Annotated in this window: 20 protein-coding genes and 1 tRNA gene; 5 read left to right on the top strand and 16 right to left on the bottom strand. The window is 67.8% G+C overall.

Annotated elements, in window-relative coordinates:
* Positions 1-12: 12 nt before the first annotated feature.
* The 10 genes from lnt to ACEN2M_RS00745 form a co-directional block, all read right to left on the bottom strand.
* Positions 13-1,608 carry an apolipoprotein N-acyltransferase gene (lnt, locus tag ACEN2M_RS00700; protein ID WP_441646608.1) on the bottom strand — a complete coding sequence of 532 codons (1,596 nt, stop codon included), beginning with the start codon at positions 1,606-1,608 and terminating at the stop codon, positions 13-15.
* A 15-nt stretch (positions 1,609-1,623) separates the two neighbouring features.
* Positions 1,624-4,071, bottom strand: a complete 2,448-nt coding sequence (locus ACEN2M_RS00705; protein ID WP_441646220.1) for a DEAD/DEAH box helicase — start codon at positions 4,069-4,071, stop codon at positions 1,624-1,626.
* Between the two features lie 8 nt (positions 4,072-4,079).
* On the bottom strand, positions 4,080-4,832 hold the full coding sequence (gene tatC, locus ACEN2M_RS00710) for a twin-arginine translocase subunit TatC (RefSeq protein WP_441646609.1): 753 nt from the start codon (positions 4,830-4,832) through the stop codon (positions 4,080-4,082).
* Between the two features lie 46 nt (positions 4,833-4,878).
* A complete protein-coding gene (tatA, locus tag ACEN2M_RS00715; protein ID WP_441646221.1) occupies positions 4,879-5,121 on the bottom strand; it encodes a twin-arginine translocase TatA/TatE family subunit in 243 nt (80 codons plus the stop codon).
* Positions 5,115-5,456 (bottom strand): hypothetical protein, encoded by a 342-nt coding sequence (locus tag ACEN2M_RS00720; protein WP_441646222.1) that lies wholly within the window; start codon positions 5,454-5,456, stop codon positions 5,115-5,117. The genes tatA and ACEN2M_RS00720 overlap by 7 nt, the downstream gene beginning before the upstream one ends.
* Entirely contained in the window at positions 5,456-6,475 is a 1,020-nt protein-coding gene (locus ACEN2M_RS00725; protein WP_441646223.1) for a helix-turn-helix transcriptional regulator, read from the bottom strand. The genes ACEN2M_RS00720 and ACEN2M_RS00725 overlap by 1 nt, the downstream gene beginning before the upstream one ends.
* Positions 6,472-7,497: a helix-turn-helix transcriptional regulator gene (locus ACEN2M_RS00730; protein ID WP_441646224.1), complete on the bottom strand. Its 1,026-nt coding sequence runs from the start codon at positions 7,495-7,497 to the stop codon at positions 6,472-6,474. Before ACEN2M_RS00730 ends, ACEN2M_RS00725 begins: the two co-directional genes overlap by 4 nt.
* Positions 7,498-7,571: 74 nt before the next feature.
* Positions 7,572-8,537, bottom strand: a complete 966-nt coding sequence (locus ACEN2M_RS00735; protein ID WP_441646225.1) for an FKBP-type peptidyl-prolyl cis-trans isomerase — start codon at positions 8,535-8,537, stop codon at positions 7,572-7,574.
* A 104-nt stretch (positions 8,538-8,641) separates the two neighbouring features.
* Positions 8,642-9,643 (bottom strand): tRNA (adenine-N1)-methyltransferase, encoded by a 1,002-nt coding sequence (locus ACEN2M_RS00740; RefSeq protein ID WP_441646226.1) that lies wholly within the window; start codon positions 9,641-9,643, stop codon positions 8,642-8,644.
* On the bottom strand, positions 9,640-10,374 hold the full coding sequence (locus tag ACEN2M_RS00745) for an HAD family hydrolase (protein WP_441646227.1): 735 nt from the start codon (positions 10,372-10,374) through the stop codon (positions 9,640-9,642). Before ACEN2M_RS00745 ends, ACEN2M_RS00740 begins: the two co-directional genes overlap by 4 nt.
* A 73-nt stretch (positions 10,375-10,447) precedes the next feature.
* Between ACEN2M_RS00745 and ACEN2M_RS00750 the strand changes: the two genes are divergently transcribed.
* Positions 10,448-11,392, top strand: a complete 945-nt coding sequence (locus ACEN2M_RS00750) for a PAC2 family protein (protein ID WP_441646228.1) — start codon at positions 10,448-10,450, stop codon at positions 11,390-11,392.
* A 36-nt stretch (positions 11,393-11,428) separates the two neighbouring features.
* On the opposite strand, the gene mshC is transcribed toward ACEN2M_RS00750, so the two are convergent.
* From mshC to ACEN2M_RS00765, 3 genes are all read right to left on the bottom strand, one after another.
* Entirely contained in the window at positions 11,429-12,712 is a 1,284-nt protein-coding gene (gene mshC / locus ACEN2M_RS00755; RefSeq protein WP_441646229.1) for a cysteine--1-D-myo-inosityl 2-amino-2-deoxy-alpha-D-glucopyranoside ligase, read from the bottom strand.
* A gap of 13 nt (positions 12,713-12,725) precedes the next feature.
* Positions 12,726-13,580 carry an undecaprenyl-diphosphate phosphatase gene (locus ACEN2M_RS00760; protein ID WP_441646230.1) on the bottom strand — a complete coding sequence of 285 codons (855 nt, stop codon included), beginning with the start codon at positions 13,578-13,580 and terminating at the stop codon, positions 12,726-12,728.
* Between the two features lie 65 nt (positions 13,581-13,645).
* Positions 13,646-14,971 carry a M20/M25/M40 family metallo-hydrolase gene (locus tag ACEN2M_RS00765; protein ID WP_441646231.1) on the bottom strand — a complete coding sequence of 442 codons (1,326 nt, stop codon included), beginning with the start codon at positions 14,969-14,971 and terminating at the stop codon, positions 13,646-13,648.
* Between the two features lie 167 nt (positions 14,972-15,138).
* Between ACEN2M_RS00765 and ACEN2M_RS00770 the strand changes: the two genes are divergently transcribed.
* A tRNA-Leu gene (locus tag ACEN2M_RS00770) sits at positions 15,139-15,223 on the top strand.
* Positions 15,224-15,552: 329 nt separating this feature from the next.
* A complete protein-coding gene (locus tag ACEN2M_RS00775) occupies positions 15,553-18,024 on the top strand; it encodes a GH36-type glycosyl hydrolase domain-containing protein (RefSeq protein ID WP_441646232.1) in 2,472 nt (823 codons plus the stop codon).
* A 60-nt stretch (positions 18,025-18,084) separates the two neighbouring features.
* Here ACEN2M_RS00775 and ACEN2M_RS00780 read toward each other — a convergent pair whose 3' ends face one another.
* Together ACEN2M_RS00780 and ACEN2M_RS00785 are read right to left on the bottom strand one after the other, a co-directional pair.
* Positions 18,085-19,680, bottom strand: coding sequence for an ABC-F family ATP-binding cassette domain-containing protein (locus ACEN2M_RS00780; RefSeq protein WP_441646233.1), 1,596 nt, complete (start codon positions 19,678-19,680; stop codon positions 18,085-18,087).
* Positions 19,681-19,763: 83 nt separating this feature from the next.
* On the bottom strand, positions 19,764-20,135 hold the full coding sequence (locus ACEN2M_RS00785; RefSeq protein WP_441646234.1) for a hypothetical protein: 372 nt from the start codon (positions 20,133-20,135) through the stop codon (positions 19,764-19,766).
* Positions 20,136-20,199: 64 nt separating this feature from the next.
* Between ACEN2M_RS00785 and ACEN2M_RS00790 the strand changes: the two genes are divergently transcribed.
* A complete protein-coding gene (locus ACEN2M_RS00790) occupies positions 20,200-21,090 on the top strand; it encodes a hypothetical protein (protein WP_441646235.1) in 891 nt (296 codons plus the stop codon).
* A 38-nt stretch (positions 21,091-21,128) separates the two neighbouring features.
* Here ACEN2M_RS00790 and ACEN2M_RS00795 read toward each other — a convergent pair whose 3' ends face one another.
* On the bottom strand, positions 21,129-22,079 hold the full coding sequence (locus tag ACEN2M_RS00795; protein ID WP_441646236.1) for a J domain-containing protein: 951 nt from the start codon (positions 22,077-22,079) through the stop codon (positions 21,129-21,131).
* Positions 22,080-22,228: 149 nt separating this feature from the next.
* Here ACEN2M_RS00795 and ACEN2M_RS00800 point away from each other — a divergent pair, with 149 nt between their 5' ends.
* Complete coding sequence (locus ACEN2M_RS00800; protein WP_441646237.1) at positions 22,229-22,876, top strand: DUF1345 domain-containing protein; 648 nt, start codon at positions 22,229-22,231, stop codon at positions 22,874-22,876.
* Positions 22,877-22,886 lie beyond the last annotated feature (10 nt).

The following is a 22,886-nucleotide window of genomic DNA, read 5'->3' on the forward strand; positions in this document are numbered from 1 at the left end:
ACACGGCGCCGGCTAACCCCGGCGCCGTTTGCGTATCCTGGCCCGGTCCGCGATGGGCGGCGCGGCAGTCAGCCGGCTGCCGGCCGCGGCGCGGCGCAGGGCGGGAGTCAAGACGAAGCAGAGCAGCACCCCCGCCAGGCCCAGGCCGGAGACGAACCACTCGAGGGGGCGGCCAATGCTCATGGCCGGGGTGTCGGTGACGCTCAACGGCACGGTCTGGACCATCGCTCCCGGCTCCCAGGTGGGCAGGCTGTCGAGTGAGCGGCCGTCGGGCGTGATGATGGCGCTGGTGCCGACCGTGGAGATGTTCACGACGGTGCGCCCGGCCTCGATCGCACGGAGCCGGGCGATCGCCAGCTGCTGCACCGACTCGTCGGTGCGGCCGAAGTCGGCATTGTTGGTCTGGGCCAGGATGATCTCGGCGTCGTCATCGATCATCTCCTGCACGAGCTGGTCATCGGCGATGTCGAAACAGATGGCGATGCCGGCGATGATGCCGTCGATGTCGAAGACGTTGTCCCTGGTGCCGATCTCATAATCGCGGGAGACCAGGTCGATCAGGTCGGGCGCGAACGGCCGCCAGAATTCCCGGTCCGGCATGTACTCCGCGAACGGCACCGGATGCACCTTGTCGTAGAGGTCGACGGCGCCCTCGCCGGCCTTCCAGAGCAGCGAGGTGTTGTAGAACTTACCGTCGCGCTCGGTGATGGTGCCGGCGATCAGCGGTGCGTCCATCGCCCGGCTGACGTAGTCGGCCACCCGGGCCGACTCCGCGGAGCGCAGCGGATCGACGTCGATGCCGTTCTCTGGCCAGACGACGAAGTCCACCGGCTCCCCCACCAGCGGGAGCGTGGCGGAGACGTGGTCGTTCAGGATCTGGCCCGGCGCGTTCTGGGCGAACAGACCGGCGTCTGAGGCGCCCTGTACGGCGGCGATGCGTGCAGAACCGCTCTGCAGGGTCGGCCACGCGGGGAACGCCAACAGCAGCGCCACCGCGGCGACAGCTATGGCGGATCTGGCCCCGATGCGCACGCCGGATTCCCGCCACAGTTGCACGGCCAGGGCGCTGAGCCAGACCATGACGAAGGTGAGGCCGGACATGCCCACCCAGGCGATGAGACCATTGAACGGGCTCTCCGATTGCGAGATCGCGATACGGCCCCAGGCGAAGCCGCCATACGGCCACACCGCGGAGATCGCTTCCCGAGCCGTCCACAGTCCGGCCACGACCACAGGGAGCAGAGCCAGTCGACCCACGACCGACGGCCAGACGCGGGGGCCGACGTTCAGGACCACCGCGGTGAGCGCCAGGCCGACGCCGAAGAAAATCGCTTGCAGCCCGGCCAGGGCGAGCCAGGGCACCGGTCCGAGGTACAGGGTGAGCCAGCTGATGTGGATGAGCCAGAACGACAGCCCGGCCACCAGACCGACGACCAGGCCGGTCCAGAGCCCGCGACCCAGCAGCGCCAGGAGCATCAGCGCCACGCCGACTGGAGCCAGGATCCACCAGGACCGGTCCGGGAAGCCGGCGTCCATGATCGCGCCGGCGCCGACGGCAAGCAGGATCGCCGCCCACAGGGGCAGGCCGGTGCTCCGCAGAGTAGCCATCTTCACTTCAACAGCCTACGCGACCGAGGAATACGCGACGATGCCGCGCCGGATGGAGTCCATCGCCACCCGTGCCGTGCGCCCGACCGGCCCGTCCGCCACGAGCGACAGCTGGTCGAGCAGGTCGATGGTCTGCTTGGTCCAGCGCACGAAGTCGCCCGCGGCCATCTCGGCCTCCTCCAGCACCAGGCCCAGGGAGTCGCCCCTGGCCCACTTCCACATCGCCAGGCTCAGACCGCCGGCGAGGGGGTTGCTGCCGGGCAGCTTGTGATCGCGTTCCAGATCGTCCAGCTGGCTCCACAACGTCTGAGTGGCGTCCAGGGCGGGCCGGAACGGACCCTTGGGCAGGTAGCGTTCGTCGGTCAACCCCTCGTCGCGGCGGGGCTCGAAGACCAACGCGCAGGCCATCGCGGCCAGGCTGGGCGCATCGAGGGAGTCCCAGAGGCCCCGGCGCAGCGACTCGGCGACGAGCAGGTCACGGTCGGCGTAGATGCGGCGCAGGATGCGGCCGCTCTCACTCAGCGTGACGGCGCGACCCTCGCCGGGCAGCAGATAGCCGAACCCGAGCAGCACATCGGTGACCCGGTCGAACACCCGCGCGACAGCCCCGGTGCGTGCGGTGATCTGGCTGGTCAGCGCCTCGGTCTCCCGGGTCAGCTTCCACCAGCGCTGTGCCCAGCGCGCGTGCGCCTCCCGGTCGGGGCAGCTGTGGCAGGGGTGCGAGCGCATCCGCTTGCGGAGGGCGGCGAGTTCCTTCTGACGCCGGTCCCGGCCGCGGGCGTTCGAGTCGGCGGCCGCGTTCTCCCGCTCGAGGTCGGACAACCGCCGACGGATGCCCGAGTATTCGGTGAAGTCGCCCAGGTGGCACGCCATCGAGGTGGCGTAGCCGTCGAGGGAGCTCTGCTGCTGGCGTACCCGGCGGGCCAGGTCGACGACGGCCCGGTCGGCCTGGAACTGCGCGAACGAGGATTCCAGCACCTCCCTGGTGCGTTCCCGGCCGAACTGGTCGATGAGGTTCACGGCCATGTTGTAGGTCGGTTTGAAGCTCGAGTTGAGCGGGTAGGTGCGACGCGAGGCCAGCGAAGCCACGGCCTGGGGGTCCAGGCCCTGCTGCCACTGGATGACGGCGTGCCCTTCGACGTCGATGCCCCGCCGCCCGGCCCGGCCGGTGAGCTGGGTGTACTCCCCCGGCGTGATCGGCACCCGGGCTTCGCCATTGAACTTCTCGAGCTTGTCCAAGACCACGGTGCGGGCCGGCATGTTGATGCCCAACGCCAGCGTTTCAGTCGCGAAAACGGCTTTGACCAGCTTCTTCTGGAAGAGTTCTTCCACGACTTCCTTGAACGCCGGCAGCATGCCGGCGTGGTGCGCGGCCACGCCGCGCTCCAGACCGTCCAGCCACTCCCAGTAGCCGAGCACGGCGAGGTCTTCGTCGAGCAGGGTGCGGCAGCGTTCGTCGACGATCTGCCGGATCTCGTCGCGTTCAGCGGTGTCGGTGAGGCGCACTCCGGCCCTGAGTACCTGTCGTACGGCCTGATCGCAGCCGACCCGGCTGAAGATGAAGAAGATGGCCGGCAGCAGGTGCTTGCCCTCCAGCATCCGCACGATCTCGGCGCGGTCCATGCGCCCCGAATCGCTTTGGGCGCGCTGTTGGTGGTACCGGTTCTGGTGCGACGACCCACGGCGTCCGCCGCCGGAGCGGTCCGGCACCGGACGACCGCCGAACTGGGCCAGTCGCACCAGCTCGGGGTTGACCCGGTGGGTGGCGGCCAGGCCGGAGGAGTCGAAGAGGTCGAGCATCTTGCTCTTGACCAGCACGTGCTGATCGAGGGGCACCGGGCGTTCCTCCGACACGATCACATCGGTATCGCCGCGAACGGCCTGCAGCCAGTCGCCGAATTCCTCGGCGTTGGACACCGTGGCGCTCAGCGAGACCATCCGCACCGACTGGGGCAGGTGGATGATGACCTCTTCCCACACAGCGCCACGGAAACGGTCGGCGAGGTAGTGCACCTCGTCCATGATGACGAAGGCGAGATTGACGAGCAGGTCGGAATCCGCGTAGAGCATGTTGCGGAGGACCTCGGTCGTCATCACGACGATCCGGGCGCCGGCGTTGACGTTGGTGTCGCCGGTGAGCAGGCCCACCTGGTCCGCGCCGTACTCGGCCACGAGCTCCTGGAACTTCTGGTTGCTCAGCGCCTTCATCGGCGCGGTGTAGAACACCTTCGCCGTGGGCTGCTGCATGGCCAGGAAGATCGCGAACTCGGCGACCACTGTTTTGCCCGCACCGGTGGGCGCGGCGACGAGCACGCTGTTGCCGGCCTCGAGGGACGCCCCGGCGGCGAGCTGGAAGGAATCCAGGTCGAAGCGGAGGCCCTGCCGGAAGGCCTCGAGCTTGGGCGTGCGCTCGCGCAGGCGTGCTGCCGTGTACCGGTCCGCCGGTGACTGAATATCGCTCATCTGGTCCGCTACAGCGCCATCTCCCGTTGGAGGGCGAGGGCCCGCTTGGCGGCGCGCCGATCGTGCAGGAGCGCGATGCCGTACGCGGCGAAATACAGAATGACCATCGGCACGGCGAGCATGAACATCGAGACGACGTCAGCGGCCGGGGTGGCGATGGCGGTGAAGAGGATGATCACCAGAATGGCCACCCGCCAGGACTTGATGATCGAGGCGGCGCTGATCACCCCGGCGAAGTTGAGCAGGACCACGAAGACCGGCAGTACGAACGCGACCCCGATCGCCACCAGGAGCTTGAGGGTGAAGTCCAGATAGTTCTGCGCGTTGATGAAGGCGGCGTCCTCCGGGGGCGCGAAGCTCGTCATGAGGCCGACCACCTGGGGCAGCACGTACCAGCCGGCGGCGCAGCCCGCGAGGAACAGAGGAACGGCGGTGAAGACGAATCCGTAGACGTACTTCTTCTCGCCCCTGGTGAGGCCGGGCATCAGGAACGCGAAGATCTGGTAGAGCCACACCGGGCTGGATACCACCAGGCCGACGTAGAACGCGATCTTCAGCCGCAGGTCGAAGGCGGACGTGATGTCCGGGTAGTTGATCTGGGCATTCCGGTCCTGCGCCTCGATGATGGCGTAGATGGGTTGGCGCAGGGCGTCCCAAACGCCTTCGGAGAGCAGCCAGCCCAGGATGGCGCCGACGAGGATGCCGGCGGCGGCGCGGAACAGGCGCTTGCGAAGCTCGACAAGGTGCTGGCCGAGCGACATCGTGCCCGCACGGTTCGCACGCTTGGTGTCGCGTACGGCCACCGGCTTAGGGCTTCGTCTGGTCGCCCGGGCCGACGGGCCGTGTCGTACCGTCAGCGGAATCCGGGTGCACCGGTGAGCCGGCCTTGTCGGCAGGGTCGTCGACGGTGTCGCTCTTGATCTCGTTCTTGAAGATCTTCATCGACTGGCCGAGACTGCGGGCCAGGCCCGGGAGCTTCGGCGCGCCGAACAACAGCAGGATGACGACGAGGATGATCAGAAAGTGCCATCCGGTCAGATTGCTCAACATGAGGGTCGATCCTCTGGCTTGTGGGGAGTGTGTTGAAGTAGTTTACCCCGGTTGATTGAGAGATCCCGACGGGTAGCCCGCCGGTGTGCACGCACGATGCGGGCCTGATCGATCGCGGCCGCCAGCTCCCGGCGGTTCTGGAACACCGCCGCACGAAACGGCGCCCGCGGCAGGTCCGCGTCCAGGTCGAGTTCGGCCAGCTGGTCGCCGAGGTCCTCGAGTGCGCCGAAGGTGGCCATCAGCTTGCGGAAGAGGTGAACCGCGAACCACGCCAGCATCGCGATCAGCCCGGCGGCCAGCAGCGTCCAGATCAGAATCCAGGACCAGACCGGCATCAGCGCACGGCCTCGTCGTCACGGGCGGCCGGCGGCCCGGCCGGGGAATCGTACCTCGCGGCCCCCGCTGCGGCCCAGTCGGCCACGGTCTGCCTGGCGAGGCCGGGGTCGACCACGGTGACGACGCCGGCCAGGCCGGCGACGAGGCGTTTGAGGCCGTGGAAGTGCGACACGCGCACCTGTGCTCTGGAGAGACCGTCAGTGGTGGCAGGCCCGGCCGGGACGGGACCGTAGTCGGCCAGGAGTTCGAGGGCGGCCGCCGGCAACTCGATCGTGACGGTGAGGTCGTCCACGGAGCCTTCGAACAGGGTGTCCGGCAGCAGCGCCCCGTCGTCGTGGGAATCCGCTGGGACCTCGGTTGACCTGAGGTTGCTCATCCGGTCGAGCCGGAAGGTGCGCATGGCCTCGCGCAAGTGGCACCAGCCGCGCAGGTACCAGTCGTTGTCGACGGATTCGATGCGTAGCGGGTCGACACACCGGTGCTCGGCAGTGCCGCGTGAGTTCAGGTAGTCGAATTCCACCTGAGTGCCGGCTCGCACGGCTCCCTGGATCACCGAGATCGTGACATCGGCGTCGGTTCGTGACACGGCCAGCTGGCTGGGTACTCCGGTGGAGCTGCGAGTGAGCTTGGCCATCAGGGAGGCGATGGCGTCCAGGTCGCCGTTCTCGGGCAGGGCAGAGAGGTACTGCAGTCCGGCGATGAGTGCCGCGGCTTCCCTGGCCGAGAACCTCGGTGAGTCATCGATGGCGACCAGGTGGGTGAGCACGATGTTGTCGTTGTTCTCGAATTCGTCCCACTGGATGTCGAAGAGGTCGCCGTGCAGGTATTGCCGGGTCTCCCCCGGCACCCCGGACATGGCGATGAGGTTCACGGCATCCCGGACCCGCTGGGGGGTGACCCCGAAGTGGTCGGCGACGGCGGTCACGCTCACTCTGTCGTGGTCCATCAGGTACGGCACGAGAGACAGCAGGAAGGTGAGTTTGTCGGACGCTCCGAGGGCGGCGGGCTTGATGCTCATCGGCCGATCTCCATTTCCGGCAGGGGGGCGTGAGCGTCGCGCACCCGGCGCAGCCGGGCCAGCACCGCGTCGACCAGGGCGGGCGGGGAGAGCACAAAGACCTCGGGTCCGTAGCCGGCCAGCTCGTCGGCGAGGATGTTGGCGTCGGTGTAGTGCAGCTCGACGCTGTCGGCGGCGCTGCCGGGCCCGCCCCGCTTGCTCAGCCGCACCGCGGCATCCGAGCCGGGCTCGACCGTGATCAAGGCGATCTGGGCCTGCCACAGCGCGTCGAGTTCGGCGAGGGCACGCTGGCCCTGGCCGTCGTCTGCAGGTGCGGCGCTGAGGCCGGGTACTGTCACGACGGGTCCGACGATCCGGGCCAGCAGGAACGTGCGGGTGGCGCCGGCGTCCTGGTCGGTGCCGTACAGGTGCCACCGGCCCTCGTGCAGCACCACGGCCAGCGGGGCGATGACCCGGCGGCGCGGGGAGCTCTCGCCAGGCTTGAGGTAGAGGAAGGCGACCACCTGGCGGCGGTCCATGGCCTTGCTCAGCGGTTCGAACGATGCCTCGCGGGCTCGCAGCGACGGCGCATAGCCGATCACCGGGTCGGTGGAGTCGATTCCCAGGGAGTTGAGCTTGGTGAGCGCCCGGCGGGACTCGGCCGAGAGTGAGCCCTCGCGCCAGACCGTCGCGGCCAGTTTGAGCAGCATGATCTCATCGGGCGAGAACGAGATGTCGGCCGGCAGGTCGTAGAGACCCTTGGGGATCCGGTACCGCAGATGATGATTGCTGCCGGGGTCGCCCTGCGACTCGATGGTCTCCAACGGGATGCCGAGCTCGCGGATGTCGTCTTTGTCGCGTTCGAACTGCCGCTCGAGGCTGGCGTTGTCACCGCCGACCCGGAACCGTTGCCGGTAGCCCTGCACCGTCGAGAGGATCTCGGTCTTGGTCAGGCCGATCTGGGTGGCGATGAGCGCGAGGACCAAACTGAAGAGGCGTTCCTCGACAGTGACGGGGTGCGTTTGTTCTGGGGTGGGCGACACATACGCGATTCTATCGGTGGTGCACTCGGTGGTTGGCCCGTCCCGCGGTGGACGCGGGACGGACCGGGCAGAGGTTAGTCGACGCCGAGGATGTCCACGACGAAGACCAGCGTGGAACCGGCCGGGATGGTGTCGGTCGCCTGATCGCCGTAGGCCTGGTCGGGCGGCAGCACCGCGACGATCTGCGAGCCGACGGTCTGGCCGATGAGGGCGTTCGCGAAGCCGGGGATCACACCGCCCTGGGTCTTGGACCCGTCCGCGGCCACGAACGCGGCCGGCGACCCGGCGGCCCAGCTGGAGTCGAAGACCTCCTTGGAGTCCCAGAGCACACCGGTGTACTGCACGGTGACGGTCGACCCCTCGGTGACGGTCTCGCCGTCGCCCTTCTTGAGCACGCCGACCTTGAGCTCGGTGGGCGGCTCGGCCGAGGGGATCGTGATGCCGGGGGTGCCGTCTTCCGCGAGGACCACGGCGGGCAGTCCCGCGACGGGCAGCTGGTTGGCGCCATCGGCGCGGGTGGGGTAGGACTTGACGACGTCGATCACGAACACGAGCGAGTCGTCGGCGGCCACGCCGATGTCGGCGTTGCCGCCGCCGGGGCCGAATGCATCCTCGGCCGACGCGGCGACGGCGACCCTGGAGCCCACCTGGGCACAGAGGAGGCCGTCGGTCAGGCCGGTGAGGGTCTGGTCGTTCAGCACGAAGCTGGCCATGGATTTGCCGTCGTAGCTGCTCTCCTCGATGGCTTCGCCCGTGGTGGCGTTGAACACGCTGAGGTCGACCTGCACCTTCTGGCCCTCGACGAGACCGGGACCGGAGCCGTCGATGATCTCGCTGCGCTGGGTGGTCTTGGTCTTCAGCGGGGTGGGGAAGTCGACGGTCGGCGCGGACCCGAAGTCACCGGTCACCGACACCAGCTTGGAGGCGTCGCCGGAGGAGACCGGAGCCGTGCAGCCGGCGTCGGCAGAGCCGGGGCTGCACGCGGTCAGGGTAGCGAGCACCAGGCCGGCGGTTGCGATGAGTGCGGGAACTTTACGCACGGGTCCTCATTTCGATACGGGAGGCGGCACGGTGATGCCGTCGGTGACTGTGGGGGTGAGTGCTGGCAAAAACCGCTGGTGCGGGCGGCGGGCCTCGGCCCATCCTATCCGGCGTCGAGGTCCCGAGCCTTGGAGAGTGCTGCACCATTCTCGGCCGTGCGGTTACGCTTGCGCATCACTTTGGCGCTCACCGACCTTTCGCCCAGTGCGCCGGGGGTCCACAGCTCGACATCGGCATCGCTGAAGTCGGTCTTGGAGGGGCGGCGTTTGAGCTCGGGCAGGATCGTGTCCGGCGCGAGGCGGCGTGCGGTGATGAGGAAGCCGGTGTGGCCGATCATGCGGTGATCGGGCCGCACGGCGAGGCCTTCCACGTGCCAGCCGCGCACCATGGTCTCGTGCGAGTCGGGGTTGGTGTAGTTGCCGGTGGCACGGATGGCCTCGGCGACCCTGGACAACTGGGTGACCGTGGCCACGTAGCAGAGCAGCACTCCCCCGGGCTTGAGCGCGGCGGAGACCACGTCGATGCACTCCCACGGCGCCAGCATGTCGAGCACGACGCGGTCGACGGACTGGGAAGGCCGGGTCTCGGGCAACGTGTCGGCGAGGTCGCCGAGGGTGATCGACCAGTTCTGCGGGTCGTGGCCGAGGAAGGTCGCGACGTTGGAGCGCGCCACGTCGGAGAACTCCTCACGACGTTCGAACGAGGCCAGGTGACCGGCCGGCCCGATGGCGCGCAGCAGCCAGAGCGACAGGGCACCGGAGCCCACGCCGGCCTCGACCACGGTGGCGCCGGGGAAGATGTCGGCCTGGGCGAGGATCTGGGCGGCGTCCTTCGGGTAGATGATGGCCGCGCCGCGCGGCATGCTCATGACGAAGTCGATCAGCAGCGGGCGCAGCGCGAGGTGTTCCACGCCCACGTTGTTGGTCACCACGGAGGCGTCGGGCAGGCCGATGATGTCGTCGTGCTCGAGGATTCCCCGGTGGGTGTGGAACGTCTTGCCCGGTTCGAGGGTGATGGTGTTCAGCTTGCCCTTGGGGCCGGTCAGCTGCACTCTGTCGCCGGCGCGGAACGGTCCGCTGTTCTGGATGACCTGGTTGTCGCTCATGCGTGTGTTGCGTCCTTGGGTGTGGTGGGGCTGGAAAGGGAAGATCGTTTGGACCGGTAGACCTCGGTGAGCGTGGCCAGCGAACTGCCGGTCAGGCTTTGCACCAGTGTGTAGTGCTCGCTCGCTTCGAGCGGCACCATGTGCGGCACGGCGATGACGACGGCGCCGGAGGCGACGGCCGCGGCCACGCCGGGCAGGGAGTCTTCGATGGCGACGCAGTGCACGGGGTCGACACCCAGGGTGCCGGCTGCCGTGAGGTAGGCCTCCGGATGCGGCTTGCTCTGCTGCACCATGTCCCCAGAGATGATGGTGGTGAAAGCGTCGAAGCCGACGATGGCGCTGATCTGGCGCGCCATCCGCTGTTCGGACATGGTCACCAGGGCCATCGGCACGCCCGCGCCGTGCAGCTCGGTGAGCAACTCGTGCGCTCCGGGACGCCACGGCACGCCGGCAGAGGCGAGCTGTTCCTGCACCCGTGTGGTGAGCCTGTCGACGATGGCCTCCGCGCTGAGATTGACACCGCGGTTCTGCAGGATGGCCGCGGAACCGAGCAGCCCTGAGCCGACCAGGAGCATGGCGTCGGTGTGCGTCCACACCCCGCCGAACGACTCCACGAGCTCGTGTTCGGCCCGCATCCAGTACGGTTCGGTGTCGACCAGGGTGCCGTCCATGTCCCAGAGGACGGCTGCCGGTGGGGCTGAGTGTGTTGGGTTCGGTGTCACGGGGTTCAAGTTTAGGGGGCACCGCCTATCCTTGAAGGAGGTCACCCAGTTCTGGAGGCCGGAATACACGAGGTCTTAAAGAGTGACAGACGGCAATGGGTTCCTCAGCGGGCGTCTCCTGGTGGTCGCCTTCGAAGGCTGGAACGATGCGGGTGAAGCCGCAACGGGGGCCGCGAGCACGCTGAAGGACCTTCTCGACGTCGAGGAGGTCAAGCGGATCGACCCCGAGCTCTACTTCGATTACCAGTTCAACCGGCCGACGATCTCCACCGACGAAGACGGCCAGAGGGTCATCGAATGGCCCAGCGCCGTCATGTACGGCCCCGTCGTTCCCGGAGCCAGCGGGATTCCGCTGGCCGAGGATGCGCAGCTCAAGGTGAGCGGCACCAACGCCGGGAACATATACCTCTTGATCGGCACGGAGCCCTCGCGCAGCTGGAAGAGCTTCGCGTCCGAGATCCTGGACTCCGTGCTCGCCGCTGACGTCAGCGGGATCGTCTTCCTCGGTGCGATGCTTGCGGATGTGCCGCACACCCGGCCGATCTCGATTTTCGTGTCCAGCGACAACCCCGAGGTGCGCGCCGAACTGCAGATCGAACGCAGCAGCTACGAGGGCCCGGTCGGCATCCTGAGTGTGCTGGCCGCCGCGGCCGAGACCGTGGGTATCCCCAGCCTCTCCATCTGGGCGTCGGTGCCGCACTACGTGCACAACGCCCCGTCGCCGAAGGCCATGCTCGCCCTGATCGACAAGCTCGAGGAGATCATCGACGTCGTGATTCCCCGTGGCGACCTGGTCACCGACGCCTCGGAGTGGGAGACCGGCATCGACGCCCTCGCCGCCGAGGACGAGGAGATGGCCGCGTACATCGGCCAGCTCGAGCAGGCCAGGGACACCGTCGACTCACCAGAGGCGAGCGGGGAAGCCATCGCCCAGGAATTCGAGCGGTACCTGCGCAAGCGCGGCGACGGCAGGGACGGCTGGGCCGACGGCCGGCAGGGTCCGGGCCCTGAGCCCCGCCAGCCCTAGGACCCGACCCCGTGTGACGCGCAAGCGGCGCGCTCCTTAGAGCTGCACGCCCAGAAGCGCGTGCACCGCGCCGGCGATCAGCGCCGGGTCGTCGACCCCGGCCGACACCGCGGCATCCACCGCGGCCAGGGCACCCCGGGTGTCGAGGTCGTTCACCAGGGCCGCGCGCATGCGGTCGACGACGGCCGTGGCCGACTCCTGGGCGATGCCGGCGGCGACGGCCGCTGGAACGGCGATCGGACCGAAGGCCAGTGTCCAGGCGGCCAGCCGGGCTTCGGCGTCGTCGAGTTGCCCGGCGGTCCACTCCCAGTCGGTGCGGTAGTGCTGCGCCAACAGGGCCAGGCGGATCGCCCGCGGGTCGCTGCCGCCTGCCCGCAGCCTGGAGACGAGGACCAGGTTGCCGAGCGACTTGCTCATCTTCTCGCCCTGGTAGGCGACCATGCCGGTGTGGCTGTAGACCTTCGCCAGCGGATGCCCGGACAACGCCGCGGCGTGCCCGGCGCTCATGTCGTGGTGGGGGAAGATCAGGTCGCTGCCGCCACCCTGCACCGTGAAGTCGGTTCCGAGTTCGGCCAGGGCGATGACCGAGCACTCGATGTGCCAGCCGGGGCGGCCGGCGCCGACGGGTGACTCCCAGGCCGGCTCTCCCTCGCGGGCGGCGCGCCAGAGCAGCGGGTCGAGCTTGTCGCGCTTGCCGGCGCGGTCGGGGTCTCCCCCGCGTTCGGCGAACAGGGCGAGCATGGTGTCCTCGTCGAGGTTGCTCTCCTCGCCCAGGGTCCAGGGCGCCTGGCGCTCGGCCGCACGAATGTCGAAGTAGAGGTCGGCTCCGGGGCCGTCGGGGGTCGGCAGGGCATCCGGCGTGGCCACCCGGTAGGCCAGGGCGGACTGGCGCAGTTTCAGCACGGCGGCGCTGATGTCATCGATGACATCGGTGACGGCCACGAAGTCGTTGGGCGGGATGATGCCCAGTGCTTCCATGTCGGCCCGGAACAGGTCGGTCTGCTCGGCGGCGAGGACGCGCCAGTCAACGCCGGTGGCCGTGGCCCGCTCGAGGAGCGGGTCGTCGACATCCGTCACGTTCTGCGCGTAGTGCACCCGATAGCCGCCGTCCAGCCACACCCGCTGCAGGGTGTCGAAGGCGAGGTAGGTGGCGGCGTGGCCGAGGTGGGTGGCGTCGTACGGCGTGATGCCGCAGACGTACAGCCGGGCCACGTCGCTGGGCTTGGCTTCGACGATCGCGTCCGTCGCCGTGTCGTGCAGGCGCGGAGCGTCTGACCTTCCCGGGATCGACGGGATGAGGGGTTGTGACCAGGCGCGCATGCTTCCAGCCTAACTAGGCGGCGATGGTGTTCGTGCCGAGCAGGATCATCACGACGACGCCGAGCGCGATGCGGTACACGACGAACGGCATGAAGCTGCGCTTGGAGATGTAGTTCATGAAGAACCCGATCACGAACAGCGCCACCACGAACGCCACAACGGTGGCGACCAGGGTCTCGAGCGGGCCGAACAGCTCAGGGGTGCAGTTCGCGGCAGCCGCGACGCAGGGCTCCTTCACCGACTTGTAGATCTGGTAGAAACCGCTGCCGAGCACGGCGGGGATGGCGAGCAGGAACGCATAGCGGGCGGCGGCGGCACGTTCGTAGCCCAGGAACAGGCCGGCGGTGATGGTGCCGCCGGAGCGGGAGACGCCGGGGATGAGCGCCAACGCCTGCGCGAAGCCGAAGATGACGCCGTGACCGACGGTGATATCGCCGAGCTTGCGGCGTTTGGCGCCGACGTAGTCCGCGACGCCCAGCAGCACTCCGAAGGCGATCAGCATGATCGCCGTGACCCAGAGGTTGCGCAGGGACGTTTCGATCTGGTCCTGGAAGAGCAGGCCGAGAATGACGATGGGCAGGGTGCCGAGGATGATCAGCCAGCCCATACGGGCATCCGGATCGCTCTGCGGCACCTTGCCGACCAGGGACTTCGCCCACTGGCCGATGATCCGCACGATGTCGCGCCAGAAGAAGATCACGACGGCCGCTTCGGTGCCGATCTGCGTGATCGCGGTGAACCGGGCGCCCGGGTCCTCGCCGGTGCCGAGGAACTGGCCGACGATGCTGATGTGGGCGCTGGAGGAGACCGGCAGGAATTCGGTCAGTCCCTGAACCAGGCCCAGGATGACCGCGTTGATGAAGTCCACGTAATACTCGTTTCGTGTGTGCTGTGTCTGGCCGGGTACGCGTCGTGAGCTAGTACGTCGTCGGGCTAGTAGGTCGACAGCAGATCGGTCAGAACCGTCCTGCCAAACACTAATGCGTCCAGCGGCACCCGCTCATCAACGCCGTGGAACAGTGCGGGAAAATCCAAATCCGCTGGGAGCTTCAGCGGAGCGAAGCCGTATCCTTGGATGCCCAGCTTGCTCAGCGCCTTGTTGTCGGTGCCGGCCGGCATCAGGTACGGCAGCACCGGTGCCCCCGGGTCGTGGGTCTCGAGGGTCTGAACGATCCGGTCGAACAGAGGGCCGGCGAACTCGGTCTCCAGGCCGACGTCACGGTGCATCACGACGATCTCGATGTCCGGTCCGACCAGTTCGGCCAGTTCGGCCAGGACGGCGTCTTCCTCGCCGGGCAGGGAGCGCACGTCGATGAGAGCCTCGGCCCGGTCCGGAATGACGTTGTGCTTGTACCCGGCCGTGAGGACGGTCGGGTTCATGGTGGTGCGGAGGCTGGCCTGGATGAAGCCGGAGGCGGTGCCCGTGGCCAGGGCCAGTTCGTCAGGCCCCATCGACTGCGGCTCCACGCCGAGGATCCGGGCGATCTCGGAGAGCAACTGCCTGGTGGTGTTCGTCAGGCGGATCGGCCACTGCCGGCGACCGACCTTGGCGACGGCCTCGGCCAGTCGGGTGATGGCGTTGTCGGTCACCAACCGTGAACCGTGACCGGCCGGGCCGTGCGCGACGAGCTTGAGCCAGATGAGAGCCTTCTCACCCGTCTGCAGCAGATAGGCCCGCTCGCCGCCGATGCTGATCGAATACCCGCCGACCTCGCTGATCGCCTCCGTCGCTCCCGCGAACAGGTCAGGGCGGGTGTCCACCAGGTAGTGCGAGCCGAACACTCCCCCGGCCTCCTCGTCGGCGAAGAACGCCACGACGAGGTCACGCTCGGGTTGACCGCCGGCAGCGAGCACATCGCCGAGGGAGGCGAGGATCATCGCGTCCATGTTTTTCATGTCCACGGCGCCACGGCCCCAGAGCATGCCGTCTTTGATCTCACCGCCGAACGGGTCCACCGACCAGTTCGCCGGTTCGGCGGGCACCACGTCGAGGTGGCCGTGCACCACCAGGGCGCCCTTGGCCGGGTCACGGCCGGGCACCCGGGCCACCACACTGGTGCGGCCGGGCTGTGAGTCGAACAGCTCGGGCGTCAGGCCCAGGGCGCGGAGTTTCTCGGCCACGTATTCGGCGGCATCCGTCTCGCCGTTGGAGCGGCCCTCACCGTAGTTGGTGGTGTCGAACCTGATCAGGTCGCGGGCGATCTCGGCGGTCAGGTCGAGAGCGTCGGCCGGAGCTGGTGTGGGGACGGCTGCAGTCATGCAGTTCACGCTACCGGGCATCCAGGCGGCTCCGCCCCCTGCCGGCAGCCGGAGGCGTGCTGGAGCCGTCCAGGGTGCAGGTGGAGCGCACCGGTGTCCGGACGGGCTCTGGATCCGTGCTAAGTTATTCCCCGGCAGCAAAACATAACTGCGGCCGAAAACATCCAGTCCGGGTGGCGGAAATGGTAGACGCGCTAGCTTGAGGTGCTAGTGCCCGTATAGGGCGTGGGGGTTCAAGTCCCCCCTCGGACACGGAGATTGTTGGTAAGACAGCAGTCAACGAGAACTGGTTGAGACAGTTCACGGGCCGGATCATTAGATCCGGCCCTGTCTCGTTTAAGCGATGAATTCTTCGGCCCCGCGTGCGGCCGGAAATTGCCCTGACCTCTCCCCCGCTGTCGGCTCGCGGAGCGCCGGTGGTGCCGTGCCACACACGGGTGCTCGTGGCCCGTTCCTGCTGCTAGAGTCATCCCAAGCGTCCGTGAGAGCGCTCTCATTGAGACTAGGCCCGGCTGTGACGGCGGATTCAGGATGTTGAATCGCCACCACATCCGGTCCGTTCAAACCGAAAAGGTGCACGCATGAAGTTCGGCCACTTCGACGACGAAGCCAGGGAATATGTCATCGAGACCCCGTTGACCCCCTACCCGTGGATCAACTATCTCGGCAGCGAGGACTTCTTCTCGCTGGTCTCCCACACGGCGGGCGGGTACACCTTCTATAAGGACGCCAAGATGCGTCGTCTGACCCGCTACCGCTACAACGACATCCCCACCGACTCCGGCGGGCGTTACTTCTTCATCAAGGACGGCGACGACGTCTGGACATCCAGCTGGCTGCCGATGAAGAAGGACCTCGACTTCTTCGAGACCCGGCACGGCATGGGCTACACCCGCATCACCGGTGAGCGCGGGGGGCTGCGCGTCTCCACGCTGTACTTCGTGCCTCTGGGTGAGACGGCGGAGGTGCAGAAGGTGACCATCACCAACACCTCCGACACCGTCAAGACCTTCTCCCTCTTCTCGTACCTCGAGTTCTGCCTCTGGAACGCCCAGGACGACCAGACCAACTACCAGCGCAACCTCTCCATCGGCGAGGTCGAGGTGGACGGCAGCGCCATCTATCACAAGACCGAGTACCGCGAACGGCGCGACCACTATGCCGTCTACGGGGTGAACGCCGAGATTGCCGGCTTCGACACCGACCGGGAGACCTTTGTGGGGCTCTACGAGACGCTGGCCGAAGCGAAGGTGCCGCACGCCGGCGCGAGCGCGAACTCGATCGCGTCGGGCTGGTACCCGATCGGCTCGCACCAGGTCGACTCGACCCTGCAGCCCGGCGAAAGCCGCGACCTGGTCTTCGTGCTCGGTTACGTGGAGAACAACGCCGAAAACGGCGAGGAGAAGTGGGCCGACGACGCCAAGCAGGTCATCAACAAGACCCGGGCCCAGGCGCTGCTCGCGCGGCTGTCAACCACGGAGGCCGCAGACGCCGCCTTCGACGCCCTCGGCGTCTATTGGACCGACCTGCTCTCCGCCTACACTGTCACGTCGCCCGACGACAAGCTCAACCGGATGGTCAACATCTGGAACCAGTACCAGTGCATGGTGACGTTCAACATGAGCCGCTCGGCGTCGTACTTCGAAACCGGCATCGGTCGCGGAATGGGCTTCAGGGACTCGACCCAGGACATCCTCGGCTTCGTGCACCTGATTCCGGACCGCGCCCGCGAACGCATCCTCGACATCGCCGCCACCCAGCTGCCGGACGGGTCGGCGTATCACCAGTACCAGCCGCTCACCAAGCGCGGCAACAACGAGCTCGGCTCGGGATTCAATGACGACCCCGCGTGGCTGATCATCGGGGTGGATGCCTACCTCAAGGAGACCGGCGACTACACGATCCTCGACGAGGTGGTGCCGTTCGACAACAACGACGCCCTCGCCGAGACCCTGTACACCCACCTGACCCGGTCGTTCGAGTTCGCCCTGAACAACCTCGGCCCGCACGGTCTGCCGCTGATCGGGCGCGCCGACTGGAACGACTGCCTGAACCTGAACTGCTTCTCCACCACCCCGGGCGAGTCGTTCCAGACCACCGAGAATCAGGCCGGCGGGGTGGCGGAGTCCACCTTCATCGCCGCGCAGTTCGTTCTGGCCGCCGGCCAGTACGCCACGATCGCGGAGCGCGGCGGCGACACCGTGCAGGCCGACAAAGCCCGCACGGCCGCTGCCGGGATGAGCGAGGCGTTGCTGACGCACGGCTGGGACGGCGACTGGTTCCTGCGCGCCTACGACTTCTACGGCAACAAGGTCGGCACCTCAGAAGACACTGAGGGCCAAATCTGGATCGAGCCGCAGGGCTTCGCCGTTCTCGCCGGTGTCGGTGTCGAGCACAACGCCGACGGCACCCCCGTGCAGACCAGCCCGGCCTTCCGCGCCCTCGACTCGGTGGACCGGCTGCTCGGTTCCGACCACGGCCTGGTGCTGCAGTACCCCGCCTACCGGAGCTATCGCATCGAACTGGGTGAGGTGTCGACGTATCCCCCGGGCTACAAGGAGAACGGTGGCATCTTCTGCCACAACAACCCGTGGGTGATCATCGGTGAAACCGTGCTCGGCCGGGGCGCGAAGGCGTTCGACCACTACCGCAAGATCGCCCCGGCGTACCGGGAAGAGATCTCAGAGGTGCATCGCACCGAGCCGTACGTGTACGCGCAGATGATCGCGGGCAAGGAAGCGGTCAGGCACGGCGAGGCCAAGAACTCCTGGCTCACCGGCACGGCGGCGTGGAACTTCGTGACGGTCTCCCAGTACCTGCTGGGTGTGCGCACGGACTATGACGGCCTCGTCGTGGACCCGCAGATCGGACCGGACGTCGCTGAGTTCACCGTCACCAGGCGGGCGCGGGGCGCCACCTATGTGATCACCGTGGCCAACTCGGGGCGTGACGGCTCCCGCGCCAGCCTCGAGGTGGATGGCGTGGCGATCGAGGGCCGTACCGTGCCGTACGCCCCGGCCGGCGCGACAGTGCAGGTGCGCGCAACGCTGTAGCAACAAAGCAGACTGAGGGCCGGATCTCGCGATCCGGCCCTCAGTCGGTTCAGCACCGGGTCAGGCTGCGGAGACCGCGACCTCGCCCGCCGGAGCGCCGACGCTGCCGAAGGTCAGGCGCCGGTTGGCGATCTTGTCGGTGAAGAACCTGTCGTGGCTGACCACGACGACGGCGCCGGGAAAATGCACCAGCGCCCGCTCCATCACCTGGGTGCTGGACATGTCCAGGTGGTTGGTGGGCTCGTCCAGGAGCAACACCGAGGCGCCGGAGAGCAGGCACTGCGCCATCGCCACGCGGGCCTTCTGACCGCCGGAGAGGTTGCCGATCTTCTGCTTGAGGTCGGCCTCGGAGAACTGGAACATGGTGAGGAACCGGTTCACCGACTTCTTGGTGGCCGTGAACGCCAGGCTGCCCTCGAGCGCGTTGACGGCGTGACTGACGGTGTCGGTGTCGTCCAGCTCGGCGAGCACCTGGTTGTAGGAGACCATGCCGGCGCCCTTGGCCCAGTCCACGTGGCCGTGATCGGCGGATTCCTCACCGGTGAGCACCCGGAGCAGGGTGGTCTTGCCGCTGCCGTTGGCGCCGAGCACCACGATGCGGTTGCCGCGGCGGATCTCGAAGCTCAGGTCGTTGAACAGCACCTTGTCGCCGTAGGCCTTGCTGAGCATCTCCACCCGGCAGAGCACATCCTTGATGTGCAGGCCGCCGTAGATCTCGGTGATGATCTTGTCGACCGGCCGCGGCGTGCGGGACTTCTTGATGGTGGCCAGCTGGCTGCCGAGCTTGCGGCTGGCGGCCTTCTGCGCCTCGCGCCGGTCGGCGATGCCCTCGGACTCGAAGGCGAGGAGCTCGGACTCGTGCACGAACTGCTGCTCGAGGGTCTTCAGCCGGAACTGCTTCTGCACCACGTATTCGCCGAAGTTGCCGGGGTACTCGTGCAGGTGGAAGTTCTCCAGCTCGATGATCCTGGTCACCACGGAGTCCAGGAAGGTGCGGTCGTGCGAGACGATCACGGCGGCGCCGTTGAAGTCGCGGAACCAGGTCTCCAACCATTCCACCCCGGCAACGTCGAGGTAGTTGGTGGGTTCGTCCAGCAGCAGAACATCGGGCGCTTCGAGCAGGATCTTGGCCAGGGCGGCGCGGTTGCGCCAGCCGCCGGAGAGCTCGTCGATGGTGCAGGTGCGGTGTGCCTCGTCGAAGCCCAGAACGGTCAGCGCCTTGTCGATCCGGCGCGGGTAGTCCCAACCGTCGAGCCGGTCCATGTCGGCGAACAGCTCAGACTGCCGGTGGATCAGCCGGTCCAGCTCTGCGCTGGCCGACGAATCGGCGGCGATCGCGGCGTCGATCGAGGCGAGCTCCGCCTCCACGGCCTTGATTTCGACGAACAGGGCGTCCAGCACCTGGGTGATGGTCTCCGCACCGTTCAGTTCGGAGAACTGGGAGAAGTAACCGATCTTCACCCCGTCGTCGACGGTGACAGTGCCGGCGTCCGGCGTCACCTGGCCGAGGATCAGCTTGATCAGTGTGGTCTTTCCCGACCCGTTGCGGCCGATCATGCCGACCCTGTCGCCCGGTTCGAGCCTGAAGAAGGTCTCGCGGAGCACCTGGGTGTTCTCGAAACGCACACTGACGTCGTTCAGCCTGATCAAACTCATGGATGCTGCACTCTCGCGGGTAGGTCGGGGAACCGCTGCCGACTGGCGCGGCTTCTGGACGGTGGTCTGGGTCTGCTGGCGGGTCAGTCGCTGTGTTCGGCGGCGTCGACGATGCCGATGAAGCGGCTGCCGATACCGTCGACCTCACGGCGGCTGAGGCCTGCCGCGGCCGCCGGCAGCTCGTCGTAGCCGTGGTGGTCACAGGTGAGATAGGTGAACGTCGGCCACCACTTCTTCGGTCGCGCCGCCTCGGTGAAGCCACACACGCTGCAGGTCAGTTCGATCCAGACGGGCTTCTTGCCGGTGCGGTTGGCCCGCGACTGCACCAGCCAGGCCGGCGGGTTCGTTTCGATCTCGGCGAGCTGAGCCTCGGTCATCCGGCTGGGCAGGTCGTGGCGCTGGGCCATCTCGAGGGGAATGTCGAGGCGAAGCGCTGCCTCTCGTCTGGTAATCATCACCTCCAACGATAGGCGGTGGCGGCCCGGCTCCGGGCCGCACCGGGAACTGGTTCAATGAACCATGCCAGAAATCAGCTCCCCGCTCGGCCTGCTCCTTGATGTTGACGGCCCCATCGCCAGTCCGGACACCCGAACCATCAATACGCCGAGCATCATCGCCGACCTGATCACCCTGGCCGGTGCGAACGTGCCGATCGGCTTCATCACCGGCAGGTCGGCGCAGTTCATCAGCGAGCAGGTGGTGACCCCGCTGGTTACCGCGGGACTGCCGAGCCGGATGCGCATGTACGGGGTGTGCGAGAAGGGTGCCGTATGGTTCCCCATCACCGACGCCGGCATGGGCGACGTCGTCGTGGACGACAGTGTGGCCCTGCCGGCTGCGGTGGCGGGCCGCATCCGCGCCCTGGTCGCCACCGACTACGCCGACACCATGTTCTTCGACGAGACCAAGCTAGCCATGGTCTCGGTCGAACAGCGAACGGATGTGGACAGGGCCGTGTACCACGCCGCGCAGGCCTCATTCGAGGCGGCGGCCTACGCGATCATGATCGAACACGGACTGGGTGTGCGCTTCGGCGACACGGTCTCCCCCGATGCGAACCGTGCGGTGCCGTTCCGCATCGACACCACGATCATCTCCACCGACATCGAATCGGTGGACCTGGACAAGGACCACGCCGCCGAACGCGCGCTGGCCTTCTTCGCCCAGGGCGGTCCGCTCCCCCGTCTGTGGCGCTCGGTGGGCGATTCGCGCAGCGACTACCTGATGGCCGATCACCTGCACGCGGCCGGCTATGACGTGGCGCACGTGGATGTGCGTCCGGCCGACGGCATCCTGGACCGCCCGTATCGCGTGATCGTGGAGGGCGACCTCATTCACGACGAAGCCGGCGCCGCATTCCTGGGCTATTGGGTGAAAAAGCTCGGCCTCGCCGAGGCCGTCTCCGTCTGAGGCCGGTCGGTGCGGCCCAGGCCGAGCCGCGCGGCCGCCTAGTCTTCGACGAAGCGGATGCCGTTCTGCAGGGTGCTGCGCAGCTCGAACACCTTCTCGAAGCTGCCCCGCTCCATGCCGGCGATGCCGTCGCGCAGCACCTGCACCAGCCGGGACCGCGGGATCACCACGACCATGGGGCGCCGGCCGCGGCCGGGCAACGACAACGGTTCAGCAACCGCCTCGTCGGGAGCCACCACGATCAGCGCCGTGAACCGCACCCGCAACGACTTCGCCAGGATCCGGGCGGCCGAGGCGAACTCGTCCACCGGCTCCTCGCCGGGCTCGAGGGCGTCGCCGATCAGTTCGCCGCGCTTGAGCAGCACCGGGGACCCCCAGTCCTCGGAGAGGATCGCGAACAGCCCGGCCGGACCGAGCACGACGTGGTCGATCTTCTCGACGTCGTCGCGGGTCGCGATGTCGTGCCAGGCCGTGTAGCCGATGCCGAGGCCGGAGATCAGCTGGGCGGTGGATTCCTCCGCGAGGGCCTTGGCCAGGCGGTGCCGGATCTCCCGCGGCGCCGAGCGGATCAGGTCGGGGGCGTACGGGTCCTCGATGACGGTGCCGCGTCCGGCCCATTCCCGCAGCAGAGCCAGGTAGCGCTGGCGGGAGTGGCCGCCGGGGTGGCCGTGCATCCGTGCTTTCATCCCCGAGGAGGACGTGCGTGGCTCGTGGCCGCGACCGGTGCCGCCCGTGCCGCTCGTCCCGGTGGCGCCGGCGGAGTACGCGGTCTCCGGGTACCGGGCGCCGTCGTACGCTGCGCGGGATTCCGGGCTGCCGACGCGCTCCCAGGCCACCTGGACGGCGTGGAAGGACGCGGCGCTGCCGCCGACATCGGGGTGTGACTGGCGGAGCTTACGGCGATAGGCGCGGCGGAGTTCCTCGTCGGTCACCGACGGGCTCACGCCGAGCACCTCGTAGGGGCTGGCTGCGGCCGGACTCTCTGACATTCGTGCGATCTCTTTCGGCCTGGAACGGGGATGTTACTTCGGCCCCAAGCTTAACCAGCGTTGCTGGCATCTCGCCGACACCGGTTTCCCGGTCAACTCCGCGCCGCACCGAATCCGTCGGGGCGCCGGATTCGTGCGACGATCAGCGAGTGAACACATCAGCTCTCGTTCCCCGGGCGCACCGCTCCAGCACCCGGCTCCTCGTCATGGCGGCCGTCGGTCTGCTCGCGGGACTGGCCACCGGCCTGCTCGACAACTGGCTGTTGGCGCCGGCGACCGGCTGGGCGGCCGCCGCGGTGCTCTACATCGGCTGGGTGTGGTTCAGCATCGCCCCGATGGATGCGGCCACCACGGCCGCCCACGCCACCAGGGAGGACCCGTCCAGGGGCATCACCGACCTGCTGTTGATTCTGGCGAGCCTGGCCAGCCTCGGCAGCATCCTCATCGTCCTGCTGCAGGCGCGCGCCGCGATGGGGGCGGGGCAGGTCCTGCTCGCGGGACTGGCGGTCGGCGTCGTCGCGTTGTCCTGGGTGCTGGTACACACCCTGTTCACCCTGCGGTACGCCTCGCTGTACTACGCGGACGAGGACGGCGGCGTCGATTTCAATCAGTCGGAACCACCGCGGTACGCGGATTTCGCCTACCTGTCGTTCACCCTGGGCATGACGTTCCAGGTGTCTGACACCTCGCTGACCTCCACCACCGTGCGGGCCACGGCGCTCAGGCACGCGCTGATGTCGTTCCTGTTCGGCTCGATCATCCTCGCAACGCTGATCAACCTCGTCGCCGGCCTCTGAGCGGGCCGAA

Source organism: Cryobacterium sp. W22_MBD10_FK3, from assembly GCF_052113745.1.
Taxonomy (GTDB): domain Bacteria; phylum Actinomycetota; class Actinomycetes; order Actinomycetales; family Microbacteriaceae; genus Cryobacterium.

Coding starts and splice junctions, on each gene's coding strand:
- lnt (WP_441646608.1), bottom strand. CDS start 1,608: ATGGCTACTCTGCGGAGCACCGGCCTGCCCCTGTGGGCGGCGATCCTG.
- ACEN2M_RS00705 (WP_441646220.1), bottom strand. CDS start 4,071: ATGAGCGATATTCAGTCACCGGCGGACCGGTACACGGCAGCACGCCTG.
- tatC (WP_441646609.1), bottom strand. CDS start 4,832: ATGTCGCTCGGCCAGCACCTTGTCGAGCTTCGCAAGCGCCTGTTCCGC.
- tatA (WP_441646221.1), bottom strand. CDS start 5,121: ATGTTGAGCAATCTGACCGGATGGCACTTTCTGATCATCCTCGTCGTC.
- ACEN2M_RS00720 (WP_441646222.1), bottom strand. CDS start 5,456: ATGCCGGTCTGGTCCTGGATTCTGATCTGGACGCTGCTGGCCGCCGGG.
- ACEN2M_RS00725 (WP_441646223.1), bottom strand. CDS start 6,475: ATGAGCATCAAGCCCGCCGCCCTCGGAGCGTCCGACAAACTCACCTTC.
- ACEN2M_RS00740 (WP_441646226.1), bottom strand. CDS start 9,643: ATGAGCGACAACCAGGTCATCCAGAACAGCGGACCGTTCCGCGCCGGC.
- mshC (WP_441646229.1), bottom strand. CDS start 12,712: ATGCGCGCCTGGTCACAACCCCTCATCCCGTCGATCCCGGGAAGGTCA.
- ACEN2M_RS00765 (WP_441646231.1), bottom strand. CDS start 14,971: ATGACTGCAGCCGTCCCCACACCAGCTCCGGCCGACGCTCTCGACCTG.
- ACEN2M_RS00775 (WP_441646232.1), top strand. CDS start 15,553: ATGAAGTTCGGCCACTTCGACGACGAAGCCAGGGAATATGTCATCGAG.
- ACEN2M_RS00780 (WP_441646233.1), bottom strand. CDS start 19,680: ATGAGTTTGATCAGGCTGAACGACGTCAGTGTGCGTTTCGAGAACACC.
- ACEN2M_RS00785 (WP_441646234.1), bottom strand. CDS start 20,135: ATGATTACCAGACGAGAGGCAGCGCTTCGCCTCGACATTCCCCTCGAG.
- ACEN2M_RS00790 (WP_441646235.1), top strand. CDS start 20,200: ATGCCAGAAATCAGCTCCCCGCTCGGCCTGCTCCTTGATGTTGACGGC.
- ACEN2M_RS00795 (WP_441646236.1), bottom strand. CDS start 22,079: ATGTCAGAGAGTCCGGCCGCAGCCAGCCCCTACGAGGTGCTCGGCGTG.